We start from the raw sequence: 21,405 nt of genomic DNA on the forward strand, positions 1-21,405 counted from the left end.
CCGCTTGTTGACCTGAGAGCGCGGGCCCGGCGGGCTCGCGATGAACGAGAAGAAGGGTGACGCATGAACGTGACCGAACTGGCACAGGCGATTCGCGGTGGCCTGATCCAGCAGGATCGGCTGCTGAAGACGGACATCCCGTCGCTGCCGAACAATGCGCTCGTGCCGCGCCGCGCGGTGACCAGTTCGGCGCTCGGCCGCGATTTCAGCGTGGCGCTCGATCTGGTGTCCACCGCGAGCGACGTCGAGCTCAAGACGCTGATCGCGCAGCCGATCACGCTGTGGATCCAGCAGCCGGACAAGTCGTATCTGCCGATCAACGGCTATGTCCACACGGCGCGACGGCTCGGCGCCGACGGCAGCCTGTCGAGTTACCAGCTGCGCTTCGCGTCGTGGATGCATTTCCTCAAGTTCCGCAGCGACATGCGGTACTGGCAGGACCAGCCGGTCGACGCAATTCTCTCCGACGTGTTCGATACGCATCCGCAGGCCAGGGGCCAATACCAGTTCGCGTTGTCGAAACCGTTGCCGTCCCGGTCGTACTGTCGCCAGAGCGAAACCGACTGGAACTTCGTGCACCGGCTGATGGAGGACGAAGGGCTGTTCGGGTTCTGGCGGCACAGCGAAGACGGGAAGGCGCATACGCTCGTCATCACCGACGACGTGCATGCGGTCGATGCGCTGTCCCCGAATGTCGTTACGTTCGATCGTTCCGGCAGCGGCACCGAAACCGCCGGGTTTACGCAGTGGACCGCATCGCGGACGTTGCAAAGCACGCTGCACACGACGCGCACCTTCGACTACAAAGCGCCGTCGTCGGCGGCCAATCCGAACGGCACGTCGCTGCCGACCAAGGCCGGCCAGGGGGACCTGCCGGGCCAGGCGGAAATCTACGAATACACCGGCGCGTACACGTATCCGGGCCAGGACCGCGGCGAACACCTGTCGAAGATTCGTCTCGAGGAATGGGAGTCGCGCGCGAAGCGCTTCTTCGGCGTGGGCGGCGTGCGCGCGATCGATGCCGGCCGGCGCTTCACGCTGACAGGTCATCCCGAGCACGACCGCGATTCGGCGAGCGAGCGCGAGTTCGCGGCCATCGGCGTCACGCGGTACATCGAGAACAATCTGCCGGTTTCGGACCACGAAGCGAGCTTTCCGCATAGCCTGCAGGACCAGCTGGCGCAGGTGAAGGCCGGTCACGGGGAAGCGGCGGCATTCGAAGTTGGGCATGACGACGGCTCCGCCGGGTTCTATCTCGTCGAGGTCGAAGCGCAGCGCGCGAGCGTGCCGTACCGCAGCCCGTTCGAGCATCGCAAGCCCGCGATGCAGCTCGAGACGGCGATCGTCGTCGGGCCGAAGGGCGAAGAGGTTTATACGGACGAGCTGAACCGGATCAAGGTCATGTTCGTCTGGGACCGCCAGAGCGAAGGCCGCGAGAACGCGTCGTGCTGGATGCGTGTCGTGCAGTCCGATACCGGCGGCGGGTACGGCGGCGTGCATATTCCGCGGGTCGGCGAGGAAGTGCTGATCGGCTACATCGGCGGCGACTGCGACCGGCCGATCGTCATGCATCGCGTGTACAACGGTGCGACCAGGCCGCAGTGGCATAGCAACGGGATCCTGTCGGGCCTCCGGTCGAAGGAGTATGCAGGATCGGGGCACAACGAGATGGTGCTCGACGACGCGACCGGGCAGAACCGCGCGCGCCTGTTCAGCAGCAGTGCGAATTCGTTGCTTCATCTCGGCTATCTGATCGAGCAGAACGGGAACACGCGCGGTGCGTATCTCGGCTCAGGCTTCGACCTGCGCACGGACGCGTACGGCGCGATGCGAGCCGGGCAGGGCCTGTACGTGACGACGCATCCGAAGCAGGCGAACAGCCAGCCGCTCGACGTGAGTGAGGCGAAGCAGCAGCTTGGCAATGCGCAGGGGCTGATCGAATCGATGTCGCAGGTCAGCGAGATGCATCAGGCGGAGAGTCTCGGCACCGGTCGCGATGCGCTCAAGCAATTCGCCGAGGCGACGCAGAACAGCGTGGCGGGGGCGGCCTCGGGCGGTGGCAGGACCGCAGGCGGCGGGACGGGGAATGCGAATGCGTTCAAGGAGCCGGTGATGTTGTTCGCGAGCCCGGCGGGGATTGGGGTGGCGTCGCAGCAGTCGGTGCACCTGGCGAGCGACCGGCAGACCAATATCGTCAGTGGTCAAAGTACGTTCATTACCAGCGGGAAGTCGCTGATCGCCGGCATCCGGGATCGCATCAGCCTGTTCGCGCAGAACGCCGGGATGAAGCTGTTCGCCGCGAAGGGCAAGGTCGAGGTTCAGGCGCATGCGGACAGCATCGAACTCACAGCGCAGAAGACCGTGAAGATGATGGCGGCGACCGAGGCCGTCGACGTGGCCGCGAAGCAGGAGATCCTGCTCACGTCGGGTGGCGCCTATATCCGGATCAAGGGCGGCAACATCGAGATTCACGCGCCGGGGAAGGTAGATTTCAAGGGCGCTCAGCACCAGTTCAGCGGACCGACGAGCATGCAGTATCCGCTGCCCGCGATGCCGGGCGGCACGTGCAAGCAATGCGTGCTGAATGCGCATAGCGGTCGTGAATCGATGGTCGAGGCGGATTGATGGACGAAGTCAACGATACGGGTGACACCATCGAGATGGCGGCGGATGGGCCCAATCCGCGCGAGCGTGAATGGCCGGCGTTCGTGGAGACGCTGAAGGCATCGCTGGAGCACGAGGCCGGCGACGGCAGACCGATGCGTCTGTACGTGCTCGTCGACACGCGCGGTTATCAGGAGCTGGACACGCAGCTGGCAGCCGTGCGCGGCCTGCGTTACGCGTCCCTTTGGACCGATACCGGGCTGGATGCCTATACGGATATCGCACCGTACCTGATTGCGTTCGACGGTCGCGCACTCGACGGCGGGGATGCGGAGCAGCATCGCGTGCTGCGTCAGCTGTGGCTGGATGCCGTCGATCTGCATGCGGTGACGTGGTTGTGCTCGGCGTGGTCGTTCGACGCGCTGGATGCACATCTGCGCCAGTACGTGAAGTACGCGCTGCCGAACGGTCGCGCGTACTACCTGTTCTTCTTCGACAATCTTGTATTCGGGCGGCTCCGACAGGTGTGGAGCGACACGCAGGCGCAGCAGTTCGTCGCGCCGTTTAGCGAGATCCGATATCGCGATCGTCGGCTCGACGAAGTCGTGTGGCGCAACGACACGCCGGCGGTTGAAGGTGTGATGTCGGCAAGCGACGCACCGGACCTCAGCGAGCGGCAGCACGCGCTACTGATCGAGCTCGGGTACCCGGACAAGCTCGTGCTGAAGTTTCGCGAGACGATGGCGGCGGTGGTCGATCACCTGTCCGATGCGGAACTCCATGATCAGGTTGTCGAGCAACTCGAACGCGCAGCAGCGCACGGGATTGCCGAAGAAGCGGAATTGCAGTGCTACGTAATGACGGGCGTGCTGGTTGCGCCCCGGTTCGACGAGCATCCCGCGGTGCGGGTGTGCCTTGGAGCCGTGGCGCATGGAGAGACGACGCTCAATGACGCGTTGGCGACGATCGACGACGCGACATGGAATGCGATTCGCGATGCGCACGAGCGGGAATCGATGGAGGCGCTTCGTGGCGTGGCGTAGGTCCGCGCCGGCGATGTGCCTGGTTGCGGCGGCTTTGAGCGCGTGTGGCAAGTCGGAGCCGGTGTATAGCGGAGTTTCGGTAATGGGTCGGAATTATCTGCCGTACAACATGAGCGGCTTCACCGTGATGGACGCGTTTGGAAACAAGGCAAGCGGCGGCGGGGACGACCCGCCGGGTGCAGGTGGGGGGAGCGTGACGTGTTGCTACCAACTCAAGGGCGCCGAGTTCACGGTCGAATGGAAGTATTACGATGCAGACCGATGGACGATGGACGACTCGCACATGCAGGAGGTCGAGACAAAGGTCGTGATGCCACCGTCGGTCGTTCCTGAGCAGCTCGGCGCCCGCATTCTCGAAGTTCATTTCTATCCGGATCGTCACGTCGAGCTTCAATTTCCGGGCGAACTTCTCGACAAGTCGCGTATTCCGATCGTCGAGGTTTCCCGATGGATGGCGACTCGTTATCAGGCGCAACTGGATAGGAAATTTGCAGATACGGACGGGCAATCGCATCGTCGCATCGCGCGTGCAGTGGCTGCTGCGTGGCTGAAATATCGGCTGACCGACTGGCGTGATCTCGCGCAATACGTGTACTTCGACCTGCTGGTGAACAGTCGATTCGATTCGCACCCGACGGTCCAGCGCATCTTGCAGACTGATGCCAGTCAACCCGGTACGTTCGCGAAGTCGATGCAGACCTTGTCGAAGAACGTGCTGTCGGCTTTGGCGAGCGGCCGCTTCGAACCCGTGGCTGTCCCGGCGGTTCCTGACGGCTTGCTGCCGTCACCGCGTATGGACGAGGCGCGACATGGTTGATTTCGTGGGGAGAGGTTCTGGCTATGAGTGGAAGGGCCGCTTACGTGACGGGCGGAACGATACCGATGCGTGGGATATGCCTGCAACGCATGCTCGACAATATTCGGAAGGAAAACATCAGTGAATAGCACGACGGGATTTTCGGGGCTGGCGAGCCGTGTTCTGGCTGGGTGTCTGCTCGTGACGGCCATGGCGGCGTGCGGCAAGTCGGAGCCGACATATAGCGGCGTTTCGGTCATCGCTCACAACTATCTGCCGTACAACCTGGACGGGTTCACGATCACCGATGCCCACGGAAACAAGGCGGGTGGGGGGAACAGCTTGCCGGGTGGTGGGGGCGGGGTGACGTGTTGCTACAAGCTCCAGGGAACCGAGTTCACGGTCAAGTGGAATTACGTCGACGTCGACCAGTGGCATAAAGGCAATGAGGAAACGCTTCACGCCGAGGCAAAGGCGACGTTGCCCCCATCGCAGGTTCCGGAGAAGGTAGGCGATCGAATCCTCGAGGTTCACTTCTATCCGGATCGTCACGTCGAGCTTCAGTTTCCTGGCGCGTTGATGGACGAATCGCGTATTCCGATGATCGATGTGTCGCGCTGGATGGCGAGCAGGTATCAGGCGCAATTGAGCAAGCGGTACGACGAGCGTGAAGACCAGCAGTTTCGTCGTGTCGCTCGAGTTGTTGCGTTGGCATGGTTGAAGTACCGCCTCGTCGATCTCGACGATTTGAAGCAGTACGCTTACTACAACCTGCTCGTGAACAGTCGCTTCGACTCGCATCCGGAGATCCAGCGCATGTTGCAAGCGGATGCCGGCAAGCCAGGCGCTTTTGCGAAGTCCATGCAATCGTTGCCGAAGAATGTTCTGTCTGAATTGACGAGCGACAAGTTCGAACCGGTCGCAGTGCCACCCATATCCGACGGGCTGGTTCCGCCGCCGCGTGTCGAGGAGAAAAAGCATGGCTGAAAGAGTCAAACTCGATCCGGATGACGCGACGCCAACATCCGTATACGCCCAAATCGCAAACCAGAATGCGACGATGTACCCGAAGGGCGATTGCATGCCGTGCGGCGCGACGATTCGGATGGGCTTTTTCTTCGATGCATTCGGACGCCATCGCGATATCGACGATCCATCGAGTTCGCAATACTCCAATATCGCCCGGCTCTGGGAAGCGCATCGCGATATGGAGGATCCGAGACGGCCCGCGAATCAGTTCTGGTTTCGCTTCTATTATTCGGGATTGGGCACGCCCCTCAACGAGTCAGCCAAGGCCGAGGAATGGATCAATGCTGCCGTAGCCGCGAGCAAGATGGGGGGCAAGAAGGCGTTGAGCGGAGCGCAATCGGTCGCCAAGTCGTTCACGCGCGTCAATACGCCGCTCAAGCAGGCCAGCGTAAAAAAACGTGTCGACGACGTAAAGAAGCAGCTCATCGATGGGTTCCTCGAGGGGGATTTCTCGCTTCGACCAATCGACAAGGCATTCCAGGATCTTCGGAAGGATATCGAACGCATTCCCGCTCAGGCGCGGCGTGTCATGAACGTCTTGAATGCATCGCCGGAGCGATACTGGGAACGAACCAAGGCGACCGGAACGCTGCTGTGGCGCAACGCGAAGAACGACTTCAAGAACAACGTCAAAGGCGCTCCGATGAAGGCGGGCTGGGCGGTCGCTCGCAGCCTCTTTGTCGGTATAGCGATGGAGAACGTGCCGATCGTGCGTGACAATTCCGTCATGGCCAAAGCTTTCGGCACAGGTGTCGATACGCGGTTGATCGCCGCCAAGGACCAGTTCAAGACTGCGTACGAGGCCGTCAAGAGCCAGATGCCGAAAGTCCGGGCGATCGAGGTTTCGGTGTTCGGCGCGGATCGAGGGTGCGTGCTCGCACGTGCGTTCATCAACGATCTGGCGGAGAAATACAAGCGCAGGGACGACACGGATCTCGCTATTGACGGTGTGTCGATTCAGATCAAATTCGTCGGATTGCTCGATGCAGTTTCATCCATCATGTCGGAGGAGGCCGGCGAGCTGATCGGAATGGTGCCTTATCTGGGTATGCTCAAAACCAGCTTCAAGGATCGTCCTCTCGCCATCCCGGCCAGTGTGCAGCGCTGCGTTCATTTTGCCGCTGCGCATGAGATGCGCTTCTATCAGCGACTCGACAGTCTCGAGAAAACCCGTGGCGAACAGTTTCTCTATCCGGGCACGAGCTGTGATGTCGTCGGCGGCGCGCCGAGCGGGGCCATGGGGCTCAATGCCGAATTGATGAGAGTCCCGCTGCAAGACATGTTGCTGGAAGCGATCAAGGCGGGCGCGGTCATGGACACCATGGAGGATCTGTACCTGTACAACGCGCCGGTGTTCAAGCGTTTCAAGCTCTCGGATCCGATCAAGTACGGTGGTAAGGAGTATCGAATCAAGGCGCTGGTCAACGCCTACCGCACCCTCGTCCCGCGCAAGCCCGGCGCCGACTTCATGGAGCATTCGAAAGTCTTCATGCGCTGGATTGCAGCCCGCTACATGGATCCCGACTTCCGCCGCACGATTGCCGACCCGGTTGCCGACTGGAAACGCAACATGAGCGACGCTGACCTGCAGCGCAAGACGGCGAAGTCGCAACTCGACTGGGAACTGCAGCGACAAGGCATCAACATGAGCATGCTGGCCAGCCGCAGCCAGGAGGACCAGGCGAAGCTGCGGGGCATGAAGGCAGCGAGCGACGCGGCACAAAAGCGCTATGAGAAGCTGATCGCGGAAGCGCCGAAGGACTATTCGACGGTCTGGGAGCGTCTCGAGAAGGAAGCGGCAAAGAAGCTGCGCCGCGCGTCGTATCAGGACGGCCTGAAGCAATCCGCCGAGCGTATCCGTAACATGCCGGATTCGTGGGACTCCAATAACAAGGCGAGCGCGGACGCGATCGAGGCGGCTATGCTGCCGGAAGCCGAGATGGAGGTGGTGTCGGCCTGGAAGGAAGGGGTCGAAGGCAAGCATCCGCTTCCGCAGGAGGTCATGGCGCTGTTCGACATGCTTGTCCACGATACGTTGTTGACGAGCTGGCAAGACCACGTGCTGGCGCCGTCACTGTACTTCCGCACTCGCGACAAGGATACGTTCGGGTCGAGCGATCTCGCAAAGGAAGCGAAGCAGCGCAAGAAAGACGATCTTGCCGCGGCACGTATCGACCAGGCGGCCAAGCAGAGCCAGGAATGGGCGCGGGGCTACAAGGGCGGCACAACTCCCCCCATTCATTGAGCGGCGTTGCTGGATGACGGAGCGCCAGCCTCGCTGTCTATCAGGGAAGAGCGCTCCGCGAGATGACCGCCATATTCGAATGCTGAACCGCCGAACATCGACTCACGGCAGATTCAGCATGGCGCCTGGCCTACAAGCAACTCCGCGAAACCGGCCTGCACGTCCGCATCACGCACCGCTGGCGCGATTCCGCGCGCGCCGTGCTTTGCGCCGCACCGCATGCTTTTTGCGATCCTCGATCCACGGAAGCAGCGCAATGCTCACCGCACACAGCATCAAGCCGCCGACCAAGGCGAACAGACCGAATCCGATTTCTCGTACCCATTCCCCGCCCACAACCGCTTCGTTGCGCCGCGCAATACCCGGAAACATCGGCGAAACGCGCAGACCATCGTTCCCGGCCTCGCCGCAATACGTCTTCGTGAACGCGGCGAACTGTTCGCGACCGATGTTCGACGCGGCCGAACGCGAATAAACAGGCGACCCGGCAGGCCGCCACGTCGTGTCGTAGTGCTGCGTCTGCCCTGCACCATAGCGGAAGACGGCGCGCGCTTCCCATGTCACGTCGGACTTGCCATATCGCAGAGACAACTCGCATCGCTCGACGAAGGCGGGGACATGAGGCCATGCACCAGCGCGAACGAGGATGGCCGAATTGATGACGCCCGATGCGCCCACCAGCACGAAGACCGCACCGAAAACCAGAAGAATGGCCGATCGCAAGCAGCGCAGAGCGAATTTCATCGGAATTGCTGGATTCTCGCCATACCCCCGAATGCTCCGCCTACTGCCCCACCCGGAACTCGATCCGCCGATTCCTCGCCCGCCCTTCGGCCGTATCATTCGGCGCAATAGGCTGATCCGGCCCGACCCCCGTCGTCGTCATCTGCTGCGGCGGGATGCTCTTCGTGATCAGATACCCCTTCACCGCGTCCGCACGCGCCTGGCTCAGCGCGATGTTCGACGTCCGGTTCCCGGAGTTGTCGGTATGCCCGATGATGTCGACCGTGCGGTTCTGCATCTTCGCGAGCGCGGCCGCCATCTGATCGAGAATCTGCCTGCCTTGCGGCGTGAGCGTCGCACTGCCCGTTTCGAACTCGATCGTGCGATTCGCGAGCGTCTGGTCGAGCAGCCCCTGCTCGGACGCCGACACGCGCAGCCCGTTCTTGATCGTATAAGTCGGATTCAGCGTATTCGCCATGTCGCTCGCGAGCTGCTGGCGCTGCGCCTCGTTGTGCACCTCGCCCTTCATCTCGATCTGCGTGCCGTTGATCTTCAGCTGGCCTTTGCTGATCTGCTTCAACTGCGCACCGAGCAGCTTCTGCACGTTCGCGCTCCAGTTCGGCGGCGTCGCGACGTCGCCGACCTCGATCTGGTCGACCACGTTCGCCGCGCCGTAGGTGTCGCGCAGCTTCTGCAGCACGGCGGCCTTGGTCGCCTCGTCGGGCACCTTGCCGCCGACCACCACCTGGCCGGGCGACGCGTTCGCGGGCGGCGGTGCGATCGTGCCGGCCGTGCCGCGCACCACCGTGCCGGACGCCGTGGCCGACGCGGCGCCAGGGTTGGCGTTCCCGGGCAGGGCAGTGGCCGCGACCGTGCCGTTGCCGACCGGCGTGACGGTCGCGCCGCCCGTGTTCTGCGCATGGGCCGCGCCGCAGGCGACGAGGCCCGCGGCGGCGAGAGCGGATACGAAGGGCGACAAGCGCGTGCGCCGGACCTGAATCGTGCGTTGCATCCCGTCAGCCTCCGATGAACGCTTCGCGGAAGGCGTCGATGGCGACGCGCAGCGAGAGTTGCGGTTGGTCGAGGTAGCTGACGAGCTTGCTGATCTGGTGATCGTTTTGCGCATGGGCGTCGATCCACTCGGGATCGTCGATGTCGATGTTGTGGGCGGCGTAGGTCTGCGGATCGACGACGCTCAGCAGCGTCTTCGACGACGCGCCGTTGAAGCCGATGATCAGCCGTTCGCGTTCGGCGATCGTGCCGATGAAGATCGCGAGCTCGAAGTCGGCCTGCGCGACGAACGGTGCGATCAGTTCGAGCCAGAACGCGGCGACGAGGCTGCGATAGAACGGGTCGACCGGCAGCGGCAGCGTGAGGCCGCGCTCGATGTGCGACGAGCCACTCTGCATCACGGGCCGCAACAGCGAACCGAGCGCGAGCATCGCGCCGCGCAGCCGCACCGGATGACCGCTTTCGAGCAGCATCTGCTGCAGGCCGTACAGCGACTGGTGTTCGATGAAGTCGTTGAAGGTGCCGTCATGCGACGTGCCGGGGCCGCCGACGTCGATCGGCACCTGCGTATCGCCGAGCGCCTGCAGCGCGCCGGGCGGCTCCTCCTTCGCGAGCAGCGCCGGCATCTGCGCGGCGACGCGCGACCACAGCCGCGCGAACGCGAGCGGGCTGCGCGCGAGGAACGCGAGCGGCCGGTCGACCTCGAGCGCGGTCGCGCCGAGGAACGGGAAACGGCGCATCGACACGTCGTGGCTCGCGACCATGTGGCCCGCGATGGCGAGCTTGCTGCGCGAGCCGAGGAACGCGAAATGCATCGGCTTCGCATCCTCGTAGACGATCTTCCAGCGCGGATCCTCCGCGAGCAGTTCGAGTGCTTGCGCGATCCAGCGATCGAGCGTCTGCAGCAACTGCGGATTGTGCTGGCTCTTCACGAAGTCGCCGCGCGACGGAATCTTGCCGAAGTAGGCGATCTGCGCCTGAACGGTTTGCGTCATTGCGCCCCCTGTGCGTTCGTTGCGGTGGCGGCCGCGACGGCCGGTGCGGCCGCCGGCGCGCCCGAGCCGGCCTGCGTCGCGTTCTGCGCGGCACCCGCGCTCGCGTCGGCGACCGACGACGGCAGCTGCAGGCCGCGCAGGCTCTGCTGCTGCGGCTGGTCGCCGCCGCTGCTGGTCGGCTGCGACGTGCTGATGATGCGCATCGTCACCGACACGTTCACGCTGCCCTGGACCCACGTGAGGTCGAAGGTGCCGTCCGGACGGCGCTTGCGCTGCGCCGAGTTGATCAGCTTCTCGAGACCGTAGCGGCCCGGTTCGTTGACGAGCTGCACCGTGCGGCCGTCGAAGGTCGTCGCGGACAGCGTCGCGCCCGGCGAGCCCTGCGGGTTCGGCCACACGAAGTTGGTCCACTGCGGCGGCGTGTTGCGGTAGCGCAGCTGCTGGCCGTCGATCGCGATCGTGTATTCCGTCGTGCCCGTGCTCGGCTGCGGCAGGATCTGGAACACGGTCTGCGGTTCGGCCGCCGCGGCCGCGCCGCCCGCGGCGCCGCCGGCGAGCGGGGCGACCCAGCGCGCGAAGCCGTTCGTGAAGTCGGGCGTGAGGCCGATGCCCATGTCGCCCCACGTGCGGGCGGCGAGCGTGTCGCCGCGGCGCACCGCGAGCGGGCCCAGCGTCGTGCCGACGAACTTCGCGATCGCACCGTCCGGACCGAACACCTGCGCGATTTCACCGGCGCCGGCCTCGACCTTCGCGTTCGCCGCGAACGGGTACTTGGTCGCGAGCGAGCTCTGGAACGGCTGGTAGACCTGCGCGTTCCATACCTTGTTGACTTCCGCGCTGGCAGGCTGGATCACCACCGAGAACGCCTGCATCAGCGGCCGCACCAGCAGCGGACGCAGCGACTTGCGTTGCGAATCGGTGAGGCCTGTCAGCATCTGCTCGTCGACGAACTTCAGCGAATCGGCGAGTTCCGAGCCGTTGCCGTCGAGCGTCTGCTGCATCAGCTGGCGCGCGCCGGGGCCGGGGTCGCCCTGGTTCTTGATCACGTTGAAGCGCGTACGGACCTTCGACAGCGAATCCATGTAGCCCTTGAGCATCGACGTGCCGTCGTGCGTCGCGACGATCCGCGCGAGCCCGATGAACTCCTGGCCGATCGGACCCATCGGCACCTCGGCCGGATTGCCGTTGATGTCGATGTTCGCGGCCGCCACCTGGCCGGCCTGCGAGCGCGTGAACAGCTGCTTGACCCAGTTCACGACGCCGGTCTGCGCCTTCTTGATCGCGACGTTCGCCAGCGACGGGTTGTCCCACGACGTCTGGTCGTACGCGGTCTCGAGGATCTTGCGGATCGGCGAATCCTGCGGGTCGCCGAGGCGGTTCATCCCGTCGACGGCCTGGCCGAAGCTGCTGAAGCCCTGCACCGCGATGCCCTGCATGAACTTCTGCCAGTGCTGCGCGTACTCGGTCTTGTACATCCCGACGAGAGTCTTCTGGATCTGCTCGGGGCTGCCTTCCAGCGTCAGGTCGTCCTGCGTCGACGTGTTCAGGACCCAGTCCTTCGCCTGCAGTTCCTTGGTCGCCGCGTCGCGGATCGCCGGCTGCACGTAGTCGAACCACGCTTCGCGCGTGAACGTGCCCGGAATCGCATAGCTGCCGGCGACCAGCCCCTGGTTGCCGTCGCCGACGATGCGCGCGATGGTCATCGGCGCGAAGCGGGTCGACGCGCGCGCCTTGATTTCCTCGTAGACGCGCTGGCGGGCCGGCATGCCGCGCACGACGCGGCGCAGGTTCTCGCGGGTCTGGTCGACGAGCGCGAGGTTCGCGTCGATCATCGGCCAGTCGTTGTCGTTCACGCGGGCGAGATAGAACGAGATCATGCGCTCGGCGCTCTTGATCATCTCGTCGCGCGGCATGTTGCCGCGATTCGTCTCGAGCCAGCCGCGCCAGAAGCGGGCGAGCTGGTCGGTCAGGTGCGCCTGTTCGACGTGACGCTTGTCGGACAGCATCAGGTAGGTCTTCAGCGCGTTGTACGCGTCCTGCACGTTGGTCGGCGACGCGTCGCTGTAGAGGCCGCCTTGCGGCGCGGCCGGCTGTTGCGGCGCGGCGGCGGCCGCCGCCGCCGCGGATGCGCCTTGCGCGGCGCCGGCGAGCGGCGTGGCGCCCGGCGGGTTCGTCGACACGGGAATCGCGCCGCCCTGCACGGCCCCCGATTCCGGCGGGCGCGTCATCGGCACGAGCTGTTCGGGATGCGCGTTCACGTCCTTCATGAACGACGCGAGGTTCTGCGAGACCGGCGCGAGCAGGATCTGGCGCACGCCGTTGTAGTACTCGGTCAGCAGGTGCTGCTCGAGACGGTCGCCCTGGTACAGGCCGAGCGACACCGACACCGGCTTGTCGCGGCGGAACTGTTCGAGCTGTTCGATGCGGTCTTCCAGGATGTCCATTGCCTGCAGGCGCGACTGCAGGTCGTTGCGGCCCTGCTGCAGGCGCGTGACGTTGTCGAGGTCGGCCTGCACGTTCGCGACGAGCTGCTGGTTGCCGATCGTCGACCAGGTCCAGCCGCCGAGCGCGAGTGCGAGCGCCGCGACGAAGCCGAAGAAGGTCGCGTAGCGCAGCCGGGTCTTGGTCGGGCTCGCGAACTGGCGCACGGTCTGGCGGTCCGCGAAGATCACCTTCGAGAACAGGTCGCGCAGGAAGAAGCCGTTCTTCGAGAACGCGCTGTGCGGCTTGGGCAGCGCGCTCGCGTCGAGGCCGAAGCGGTGCGCGATGCGCTGCGCGGCGGCGCTGTTGGTTTCGCCTTCCTGCAGCGCGCTGGTGAAGTAGAAGCCGCGGAAAATAGGCTTGTACTGGAACGGGTTGTTCTCGAACAGCGTCGCGAGGAACGCGCGCAGCGACGGCTTGATCGTCGAGAATTCGAGCGGGAAGCTCAGCTGGCCCGGCGACAGCTGGTTGCCGCGCGACAGCGACAGCTGCGCGACGCTGATTTCCTTCAGCCCTTCGTAGAGTTCCTCGAAGTGCGTGTCGAACTGCGCGACCACGTCGCGCTTGTCATCGGGCTCGTAGGGCAGGGTGGCGCCCCACACGCGGTCGTATTCGTGCTTGTCGCTGCTGCTGAAGAATTCGGTGAAGCCGGTGATCAGGTCGGCCTTGGTGAACATCACGTAGACCGGCGCGAACACCTCGAGCTTTTCCGTCAGTTCCTGAACGCGCTGACGGAGATTCTTCGCGAGGTTGATCGCGAACTCGGGGCGGTTGCCGGTGAGTTCGGCGATGCTCGCGGTGACGATGATGCCGTTGATCGGCGCCTTCGGACGATAGCGCTTCAGCAGGCCGAGAAAGCCGAGCCATTCGCTGCGGTCTTCCTCGTGCACCGAGTAGCGGCCGGCCGTGTCGAGCAGGATTCCTTCGGTCGTGAAGAACCAGTCGCAGTTACGCGTGCCGCCGATGCCGTGGATCACCGCGCTGTTCTTGTCCGCGAACGGAAACTGCAGGCCGGAGTTCAGCACGGCGCTGCTCTTGCCGGCGGCCGGGTTGCCGATCACGATGTACCACGGCAGTTCGTACAGCGCGGAGCCGCCCGACACCTGGCCGATCTTCGACGTCTTGATCGTCTTCACGGCGTCGGACAGGCGCGTGCGCAGCACGTCGAGGTCGGCGGTCTTCGTGTCGGGTGCGAGCGCGGCCGCGGCCGGCGCGGCGATCTTGCCGGTTTCCGCCTGCTCTTCCAGCACCTGCCCGAGCTGCCGGTTCGCGCGCTTCACGCGCCAGCGGCGCACCAGTGCGACGCCGAGCCACAGCACGAGGATCGCCGCGAAGGCGACCGCCGCCCACAGGAGCGGCAGCTGCAGCATGTCGGCAGCGATGAAGAGAATCGCCGCTAGCGCGACGATCCCGACAATCGAGAGCGTACGCGGATGAGTCAGCACGTTGAGGATGCGTTGCATAGGACGTTCAGGTTCCGGTGCGATTCGGTGAGGCGACGCAGGCGCGCCGAGCGGCAAGCGTGGCGCCGCGATGTGTCGCCATGCTGTCAAACGGGATGAAGGGGGCTGGCATCAATGCGCCCGCGGCATCGGAGAAGGCGCGCGCAATAATGAAAGGACGCTGTGAGAATTAAAACGGAAGCGGCTGCCTGAAAAAATCGCGCAACGGAATGCCCGATTGTTTGCGCCGCCCAAATCGTTTCCTGCCGGGTGATTAAAAAGCCCCATGCCGCCCTCATTATTTCTTGTCCGGCAGCCCTGACTAGCTGCCGCGTCCCAGTTTAAAACCGGGTTTATGGTATTCCACGTGCCCGAGATCCATCATTTTCCAACGGCCTCCCCAGGTCAGGCCGACTTGCTCGGCGACCTGTCCGTACAACTGGTAGCCGCGCATCGCCCAGGGATCTTTCTCGGAAATGACCAGCTTGCCGTCGCGCAGAAACGCGTTGTCGGCCGCGAGCCCGAACTGGTGATAACTCTGGAAGGCCGCCGCATTGGTCACGTTGGTGCCCATCTGCGCGAGCCGGTTCTGTCGTTCCGGACTCCGATAACCTTCCAGCAGCGCCATCTCGTAACCATATTGTTCGTGCATGATCTTGTAGACCAGCAGCAAACGCGTACGGAAATCGGGATCCAGCAGGTTCCAGTCGCGGCTTGCATCTCTCAGCGCAGGCCGTACCTGTTCGACTTCCTTCGTGGCAAAGACTTCCGGCGGCAACGGCGGCGGCGGCACGAGCTGTTCGCCCTGCAGCAGCGCGGCGATCTTCTCGTCAGGCACGCGCGCCGTGTCGTCGTACTGAAATAATTGCCGACCGCGTAACGCAATGGCCACCAATGGCGGCGTCGCAAGAATACCTGCCGACACCATAATCATCAAGCGCCGCCGGATCAGTAAATTTTGCACGTCACTTAATGCGCCGCGCGTAACGGTTGCCGATTTAACAATTTGACTTCGCGTACGTGCGGCGTGATCGTTCGCGCGGCGCGTCAGGCGGCCGCGAAACTGGGCGACGGATTCGAAAACGGTCGCGCGGATACCCGGTAAAAGCAACAGTGCCGCAACCGCGACGGCAAGGGCGAAATAGGCGACGAGTGCGACGGCAATCAACGAAATCCCCGGAAATTGGAATTGATTGTGTTTTGCAATGCTTGCTCTTAGAATCAGGCTGCTTTGAGAGGCCGGGCTATATTATCGCGGTGAATTAAACCAGGATTCAATGAGACGCTGAATGAGTGCGCCGGAAAATTCAAATTCGAAAACCCCGCCCAGCCTGCTATCCGATACCAAACCGGCAGGCGGGGGCGAACCGCAGCAGTCGCGCATTCTCGCGAATCTGGAAGGACGTGTCACGCCGCCGGCCGAACCGCCGCGCCGTTCGCTGAAGGGGCCGATCGCGGCTGTCGTCGCGCTCGTGGTCGCCGTCGGCGGCTGGGGCGCATGGCGCTGGCAGCAGCAATCCGGCGAGGCGGCCGTCGTGGCCGCCGCGCCCGTGCAGGCACCGGCAAAGGCCGAGCCGGCCAGCGCCGCCGCCGTGCAGGTCGCGCAGAATGCCGCGTCGGCTGCGCCCGTCGTGCAAACGGCGACGATCGTCAACGACGATGCCGCGTCCCAGGTCGTTGCGTCCGCATCGGGCGCGTCGGGCGCGGACAACAGCCGCTTGTCGCGCGCGCTCGCGAACGGTGCCGACGATGCATCGGGCGCGGCCACGGCGGGCGCCGTCGCCGCGACGGCTGCCGCAGCAGCGGCGACGACGAAATCCGCGAAGGCCGACGCCACGAAGAGCGACAAGGTCGCCGCCCGCAGCAAGGCCGATGCGAAGGCCGACGCGAAGGCGGAGGCTCGCAAGCATCACAAGGAACAGCAGGCGGAGCTCGCGCAGGCGAAGAAGCGTCGCGAAGCGACGACCCGTTCCGCGAGCGCGAAGGCATCCGGGAAGGACGACCCGGATGCGGACCTGCTCGCCGCGCTCGTCGCCCGTACGAAGCCGGCCGACAAGAAGGTCGCCGCGCAGAAGGGGCAGGTCGTGCCGACCAAGACGGCCGCCGCGACGGGCGGGTCGCTCGCATCGCGCGTGAAGGATTGCGCGGAGCGCGGCTTCTTCGAGGATCAGCTGTGCCGCTGGCGCGTCTGCGACGGCCACTGGGGCAAGGATCCGGCCTGCCCGACCGCCGCGCAGTCGGAGACGCGGCAGTAACCGGCATCACACCAGCCTGCACATCGCACCTGCGCCGCCCACCGGGCGGCGCGTTGTTTTTGGGGACGTCTTACGCCGGACGGCAGGATGTGACAATGTCACGAAAATGCCGCATGCATCGGGCATACGTTTCCTTCCATTTCCCGGCGTGGCGCCGCAATGCGCGATGCGCGGCGCGGCGAGCGCCGCACGACCTTCGACACGATGGACCTGATCGTACAGACTTACGGCGCCGATACGTCCGGCATGGTGTGCGGATTCCGCTTCGTCCCGGGCGGATCGGGCGCGATGCTCGATGCCGATGCGGCCGCCGCATGGCTGCGCGCGTGCCGCGAGCGCGATGCGGCCGCATCGGACGATTTCGTCTGGCTGCACTTCAATCTCGCGCACGGCGCGAGCGAGCGCTGGATGCGCACGCACCTCGGATTGCCCGACAGCTTCTTCGAATTCCTCCACGAAGGATCGCGCTCGACGCGCATCGAGCAGGAGGACGGCGCGCTGCGCGCGATCGTCAACGACGTGATGTTCAACCTCGAGCTGACGCCGTCGGAAATCGCGACGCTGTTCGTCCACGTCGAGCGGCGCATCATGGTCACCGCGCGGCTCAAGCCGCTGCGTTCAGTCGATACGCTGCGAGCCTGCGTGCGCGACGGCGAGCGGTTCCGGTCGCCGGCCGAACTGCTCGTGCACCTGCTGCGCGACCAGGCCGACCTGCTGATCCAGATCATGCGGCGCACGAGCATCGACGTCGATCGCATCGAGGATCGCTTCCTGTCGCAACGGCTCACGTCGAACCGCATCGAGCTCGGCGCGATGCGCCGCACGCTGACGCGGCTGCAGCGCATGCTGGCGCCCGAGCCCGGCTCGATTTTCCGGCTGCTCGCGAAACCGCCCGCGTGGCTCCACGCCGAAGACGTGCAGGAACTGCGCGAATCGACCGAAGAGTTCTCGCTGGTGCTCGCGGATCTGTCTGGGCTCAACGAGCGGATCAAGCTGTTGCAGGAAGAGATCGGTTCGCGGCTCGACGAGCAGAACAACCGGACGCTGTTCACGCTGACGCTCGTGACCGTGATCGCGCTGCCGATCAACATCGTCGCGGGTTTCTTCGGGATGAACGTCGGCGGCGTGCCGTTCTCGGAGAACAAGCACGGGTTCTGGCTGATGGTGCTGCTGGTCGCGGGCTTTACCGCACTCGCCGCGTGGTGGGCGTTTCGCCGGCGCGACGATCGCTAGGGCCCGTTATTGGCGTGAACAGGCGCCAGGTCGGCATTGGCGCGGCGCCGCACGCGGCGGCAACAAAAAACAGGCCCCGCATCCGGGGCCTGCGATAGGCGGTGAAGGGACGTGAAGGGACATGAAGCGTCGAACGCCGGCCGGCGCCGCGTATCGCGCGGCACCGGCCGGCCGGATCACGTTACTGAACCAGCGTCTTGCGCGGCTTGAACATGCCCTGGTAGCGCAGCGACGGACGTTCCTTCACCGTCGGCGCGATGCCGCCGAAGCTCGGCGTCTGGCGCAGCTTCATCGCGGCCGGCGAAGCGACCGAGCCGATCGACGTCGAACGCGAAGCCGGCGCGAGGTTGTTCGCGACGAGCAGCGCGGCCTCGCTCTTCAGGTTCGCGAGCAGCACCGGATCGACCGAGCTGTTGACCTGCGTGAGCAGGCCGCTCCACGCGGCGTCGCTGTAGTTCACGACGTAGTAGTCGAGACCGCTCGGATCCGCGACCACGCCCGTGCAGCCGTCGATCCGCGTCTGCGTCTGCGTATCCTTCAGCGCGAGCGTCGTGCGTTTCGCGAGACCCTGGCCGTACGCGAGCGTGATCGGTACCGTCCACTGCAGGCCCGGATACGCGTTCTTGTTCGGGAACGGCTGCTGTTTCAGCGTGACGACCGTCTGGTTCTTCGTCATGTCGCACTGCGTGTCGAGCGAGATCAGCGGCACGCCCGTCTGGCGCACGTAGCTGTCGCCGATCGGGCCGACCGCCTGGCCGCTTTCCTTCGACAGCGCATCCCACAGGCGCTTCGGCGTGCCGTTGCCGAACGAGTAGTCGACCAGGTACTGCTGCAGGCCGCGGCGCAATGTCTGCTCGCCGAGATAGTTCTCGAGCGTCTTCAGCACATGGCCGCCCTTGTCGTACGTGAACGCGCTCGCGCTCAGCACGAAGTCGTTCGATGCCCAGTCGTTGAAGTTCGGCGCGACCGGGAACGCGTTCGGGCCGATGTCGCGATTGATCACGCGATACTTGTTCTTCACCTGGTCGAGCCAGCTGAACTCGTCGGGGAAGAACTGGATCGTCGTCTTCGTCTCGAAGAACGTCGCGAACGACTCGTTGAGCCAGACGTTGTCCCACCAGTCGGCCGTGACGAGATCGCCGAACCACTGGTGCGCGACTTCGTGCGTCAGCACCTCGTTACCGTAGCGCGACATCGGCTGGCCCGGTTGCGGCAGGATGTCGTCGGCGAACTCGAGGATCGACCCCCAGTTCTCCATCCCGCCGAAGTTCAGGTCCTTCTGCTCCTTGAACGCGTCGTTCGCGGCGACCGTATCGAACTTCGTCAGCGGCAGCGGGATACCCGTGTAGCGGTAATAGAAATCGAGCGCCTGCTTGGTGCGGTCCATCGCCGGCTTGGCCCAGTCGCTCATGCCCGGCGGCGTGAACACGCGCAGGTGCAGGCCGCCCTTGCCGCCCGGCAGCGGGCTCGAGAAGTCGTCCTCGTAGGTATCGAACAGGCCACCGCCGAAGAACAGCAGGTACGACGGCATCGGCGGCGTCTTCTCGAACTGCACGAGCTTGTAGCCGCCGCCGACGTTGGTCGACGGCTTCTCGGCCGCGTTCGACACGACGCGCCAGTTCTGCGGCACTTCGGCCGTCACTTCATAGGTCGGCCGGAAGGCCGGCTCGTCCCAACCCGGGAACCACTGGCGCGACAGGTTGGTTTCGCCCTGCGTGAGGATCGCGCCGCTCGTCTTGCCGTCGGTGCCCTTCAGGTCGACGCGGAACACGCCTTCGGCGGCCGAGCAGCCCGGATACGGGTCGTCGCCGCAGCTGCCGCCCGTCTGCGTGGCCGGATCGTCGTACGACTTGAAGTTGATGATGCCGGACCATTCCATGTGCAGCGAATAGTTGCCCGGCGCGATCGTGCCGGCAACGGGGCGCAGCTGGTAGAAGTCGCCCTTGTCCTGCGGCGTCGCGATCAGCTGGATGTTGCCCGGCTGCAGCGTGATGCGGCCGTTCGTGAACTTGATCCGGTGGCCGGCGATCACGATGTTGTTGACCGGCTTCAGCACCTTGATCTCGACGTCGGCGCGCCCGTCGAACGCGTTCAGCGCATCGTTCGGGCGGAACCACAGCCGGTAGTTGACCGGTACCACGGTGTCCGGCAGCTCGACGGGCGACACGCTCTTGTCGACGTTGGAGGCTGACGGCGGCGTGTTGGCGGCGGGCGACGAGCTCGAGTGCGGCGCGCCGGCGGAGCTGAGTGCGGAAGCCGAGCCGACGCCGCTGTCGTCGCCGCCGCACCCGGCGAGCGCGAGTGCGGCAACCAGCGGCAGGTAACGCATCTTGTGAATGTTGATCGACATGACTGAAACCTCGATTGTTGAAAGAATCGTTCAGTGCTGCGAAAACGCCGGCAAAAGAAATCCCTCGCCGTTAATCAACAGCGACGAGAAATGCCAATGACGGATTATTCGAAAAGACGGCCGGCCGACTACGTGAAGGTAATCATGGTTTACTGCCCCCTCTGTGTTTCCGGATGTCGGTTAACTGGCCGGTTCAAAATGGCCGGGCGCGGGTTGTACTGAATTGATTTCGCGCGCACGACACGGGGCCGCCCGCCCTTATGCGGGCGTGCATTCCCTTTGAACCGACGACCCACGGGGCTGGCCGTACCAGGCCGCAGGACGGAAGGACGGCGTGTCGCCGTTCCGTAAAATCGCCGTCATACGGCTTGAAGGTTTGTCGGCCTGCTCGAAGGATGCGTAAATATACTTGATGGTTTTGGGTAAAGGAAACGAAAAAATTAGAAAGTGCTTCTCTTGAATTTTTCGCGCGCCATTGAATGCTGGGAGGCATTAATTCGCTTTCTGTTTAGCCGTTCGTTTCCGTAGTTTTAATCTATTAACGATCTCGCCGATGCGCGAAAACTACGAATCAGGGCGTGGCGCAGCGCGCTCGGTACAATGCGGCGACGACCCGCCGATCGATTGCCGCAAGGAGGCCAGCCCATGCCACGAGCCCTGTTCCGTATCGCGCCGCTGCGCGCCATGCTGCTGCTGTTCGCCGCCGTCTTCGCGCTCGGCGGGTGCGCGGGCCTGACGCGCGAGCCCGTGAGCGTGACCGTCGCCGGGCTCGACCCGCTGGCCGGACAGGGCCTCGAGATGCGCTTCAGCCTGAAGCTGCGCGTGCAGAACCCGAATGACACGCCGATCGAATACGACGGCATTTCGGTCGCGCTCGACCTGAACGGCACGCCGTTCGCGAGCGGGGTCAGCGATCGCTCGGGCGTCGTGCCGCGCTTCGGCGAAGCCGTGATCGACGTGCCCGTTTCGGTGTCGGCGTTCGCCGCCGCGCGGCAGGCGTGGAACCTGCCGGGCGCGGCGGCCAGCGGCGAGTTGCCGTACGCGCTGCGCGGCCGGCTCGCCGGCGGCGTGCTCGGCACCGTGCGTTTCAGCGATGCGGGCACGTTGCGCATGCCGGCGACGCCGGGTTGGGGCGGCTAGAGCGATGCCTGCGCGACGCCCGGGATGCCCGGCCGGACGAAGCGGCGCGATTGCAGCG

The 21,405-nt window shown here is 64.5% G+C and carries 14 protein-coding genes; 8 read left to right on the forward strand and 6 right to left on the reverse strand.

Translation table 11 applies throughout. From position 1 onward, the window contains the following. Positions 1-63: 63 nt before the first annotated feature. From DIE12_RS23980 to DIE12_RS24000, 5 genes are all read left to right on the forward strand, one after another. A complete protein-coding gene (locus DIE12_RS23980; RefSeq protein WP_124522212.1) occupies positions 64-2,625 on the forward strand; it encodes a type VI secretion system Vgr family protein in 2,562 nt (853 codons plus the stop codon). Continuing rightward, positions 2,625-3,647, forward strand: a complete 1,023-nt coding sequence (locus tag DIE12_RS23985; protein ID WP_124487873.1) for a DUF4123 domain-containing protein — start codon at positions 2,625-2,627, stop codon at positions 3,645-3,647. Before DIE12_RS23980 ends, DIE12_RS23985 begins: the two co-directional genes overlap by 1 nt. A 13-nt stretch (positions 3,648-3,660) precedes the next feature. Beyond that, positions 3,661-4,464 carry a DUF3304 domain-containing protein gene (locus DIE12_RS23990; protein WP_124487918.1) on the forward strand — a complete coding sequence of 268 codons (804 nt, stop codon included), beginning with the start codon at positions 3,661-3,663 and terminating at the stop codon, positions 4,462-4,464. A gap of 189 nt (positions 4,465-4,653) precedes the next feature. Beyond that, positions 4,654-5,430 (forward strand): DUF3304 domain-containing protein, encoded by a 777-nt coding sequence (locus DIE12_RS23995; RefSeq protein WP_124487919.1) that lies wholly within the window; start codon positions 4,654-4,656, stop codon positions 5,428-5,430. Further along, positions 5,423-7,717: a DUF2235 domain-containing protein gene (locus tag DIE12_RS24000; RefSeq protein ID WP_124522287.1), complete on the forward strand. Its 2,295-nt coding sequence runs from the start codon at positions 5,423-5,425 to the stop codon at positions 7,715-7,717. The genes DIE12_RS23995 and DIE12_RS24000 overlap by 8 nt, the downstream gene beginning before the upstream one ends. Positions 7,718-7,885: 168 nt before the next feature. Here DIE12_RS24000 and DIE12_RS24005 read toward each other — a convergent pair whose 3' ends face one another. The 5 genes from DIE12_RS24005 to DIE12_RS24025 all read right to left on the reverse strand — a co-directional run bounded on the left by DIE12_RS24005 (position 7,886) and on the right by DIE12_RS24025 (position 15,537). Further along, positions 7,886-8,461, reverse strand: coding sequence for a DUF3592 domain-containing protein (locus tag DIE12_RS24005; protein WP_124487875.1), 576 nt, complete (start codon positions 8,459-8,461; stop codon positions 7,886-7,888). Positions 8,462-8,501: 40 nt separating this feature from the next. Continuing rightward, positions 8,502-9,452 carry an OmpA family protein gene (locus DIE12_RS24010; protein WP_124487876.1) on the reverse strand — a complete coding sequence of 317 codons (951 nt, stop codon included), beginning with the start codon at positions 9,450-9,452 and terminating at the stop codon, positions 8,502-8,504. Positions 9,453-9,456: 4 nt separating this feature from the next. After that, positions 9,457-10,446: a type VI secretion system-associated protein TagF gene (gene tagF / locus DIE12_RS24015; RefSeq protein ID WP_124487877.1), complete on the reverse strand. Its 990-nt coding sequence runs from the start codon at positions 10,444-10,446 to the stop codon at positions 9,457-9,459. Continuing rightward, positions 10,443-14,390 (reverse strand): type VI secretion system membrane subunit TssM, encoded by a 3,948-nt coding sequence (tssM, locus tag DIE12_RS24020; protein WP_124522208.1) that lies wholly within the window; start codon positions 14,388-14,390, stop codon positions 10,443-10,445. Before tssM ends, tagF begins: the two co-directional genes overlap by 4 nt. Before the next feature lie 301 nt (positions 14,391-14,691). Next, positions 14,692-15,537 (reverse strand): M15 family metallopeptidase, encoded by an 846-nt coding sequence (locus DIE12_RS24025; protein WP_044845915.1) that lies wholly within the window; start codon positions 15,535-15,537, stop codon positions 14,692-14,694. 121 nt (positions 15,538-15,658) lie between these two features. On the opposite strand from DIE12_RS24025, the gene DIE12_RS24030 reads away from it, so the two are divergent. Continuing rightward, positions 15,659-16,624, forward strand: a complete 966-nt coding sequence (locus tag DIE12_RS24030) for a phage tail protein (RefSeq protein WP_124522205.1) — start codon at positions 15,659-15,661, stop codon at positions 16,622-16,624. Between the two features lie 204 nt (positions 16,625-16,828). After that, on the forward strand, positions 16,829-17,857 hold the full coding sequence (locus DIE12_RS24035) for a transporter (RefSeq protein ID WP_044845996.1): 1,029 nt from the start codon (positions 16,829-16,831) through the stop codon (positions 17,855-17,857). A gap of 181 nt (positions 17,858-18,038) precedes the next feature. Here DIE12_RS24035 and DIE12_RS24040 read toward each other — a convergent pair whose 3' ends face one another. Next, on the reverse strand, positions 18,039-20,207 hold the full coding sequence (locus tag DIE12_RS24040) for a M1 family metallopeptidase (protein WP_044845913.1): 2,169 nt from the start codon (positions 20,205-20,207) through the stop codon (positions 18,039-18,041). A gap of 645 nt (positions 20,208-20,852) precedes the next feature. On the opposite strand from DIE12_RS24040, the gene DIE12_RS24050 reads away from it, so the two are divergent. Then, the gene (locus DIE12_RS24050; protein ID WP_124522203.1) at positions 20,853-21,347 is read left to right on the forward strand and encodes an LEA type 2 family protein; all 495 of its coding nucleotides are present in this window, start codon (positions 20,853-20,855) and stop codon (positions 21,345-21,347) included. The last annotated feature ends 58 nt before the right edge of the window (positions 21,348-21,405 follow it).

Origin of the sequence: Burkholderia sp. Bp9015 (assembly GCF_003853505.1) — a bacterium.
Lineage (GTDB): Bacteria > Pseudomonadota > Gammaproteobacteria > Burkholderiales > Burkholderiaceae > Burkholderia.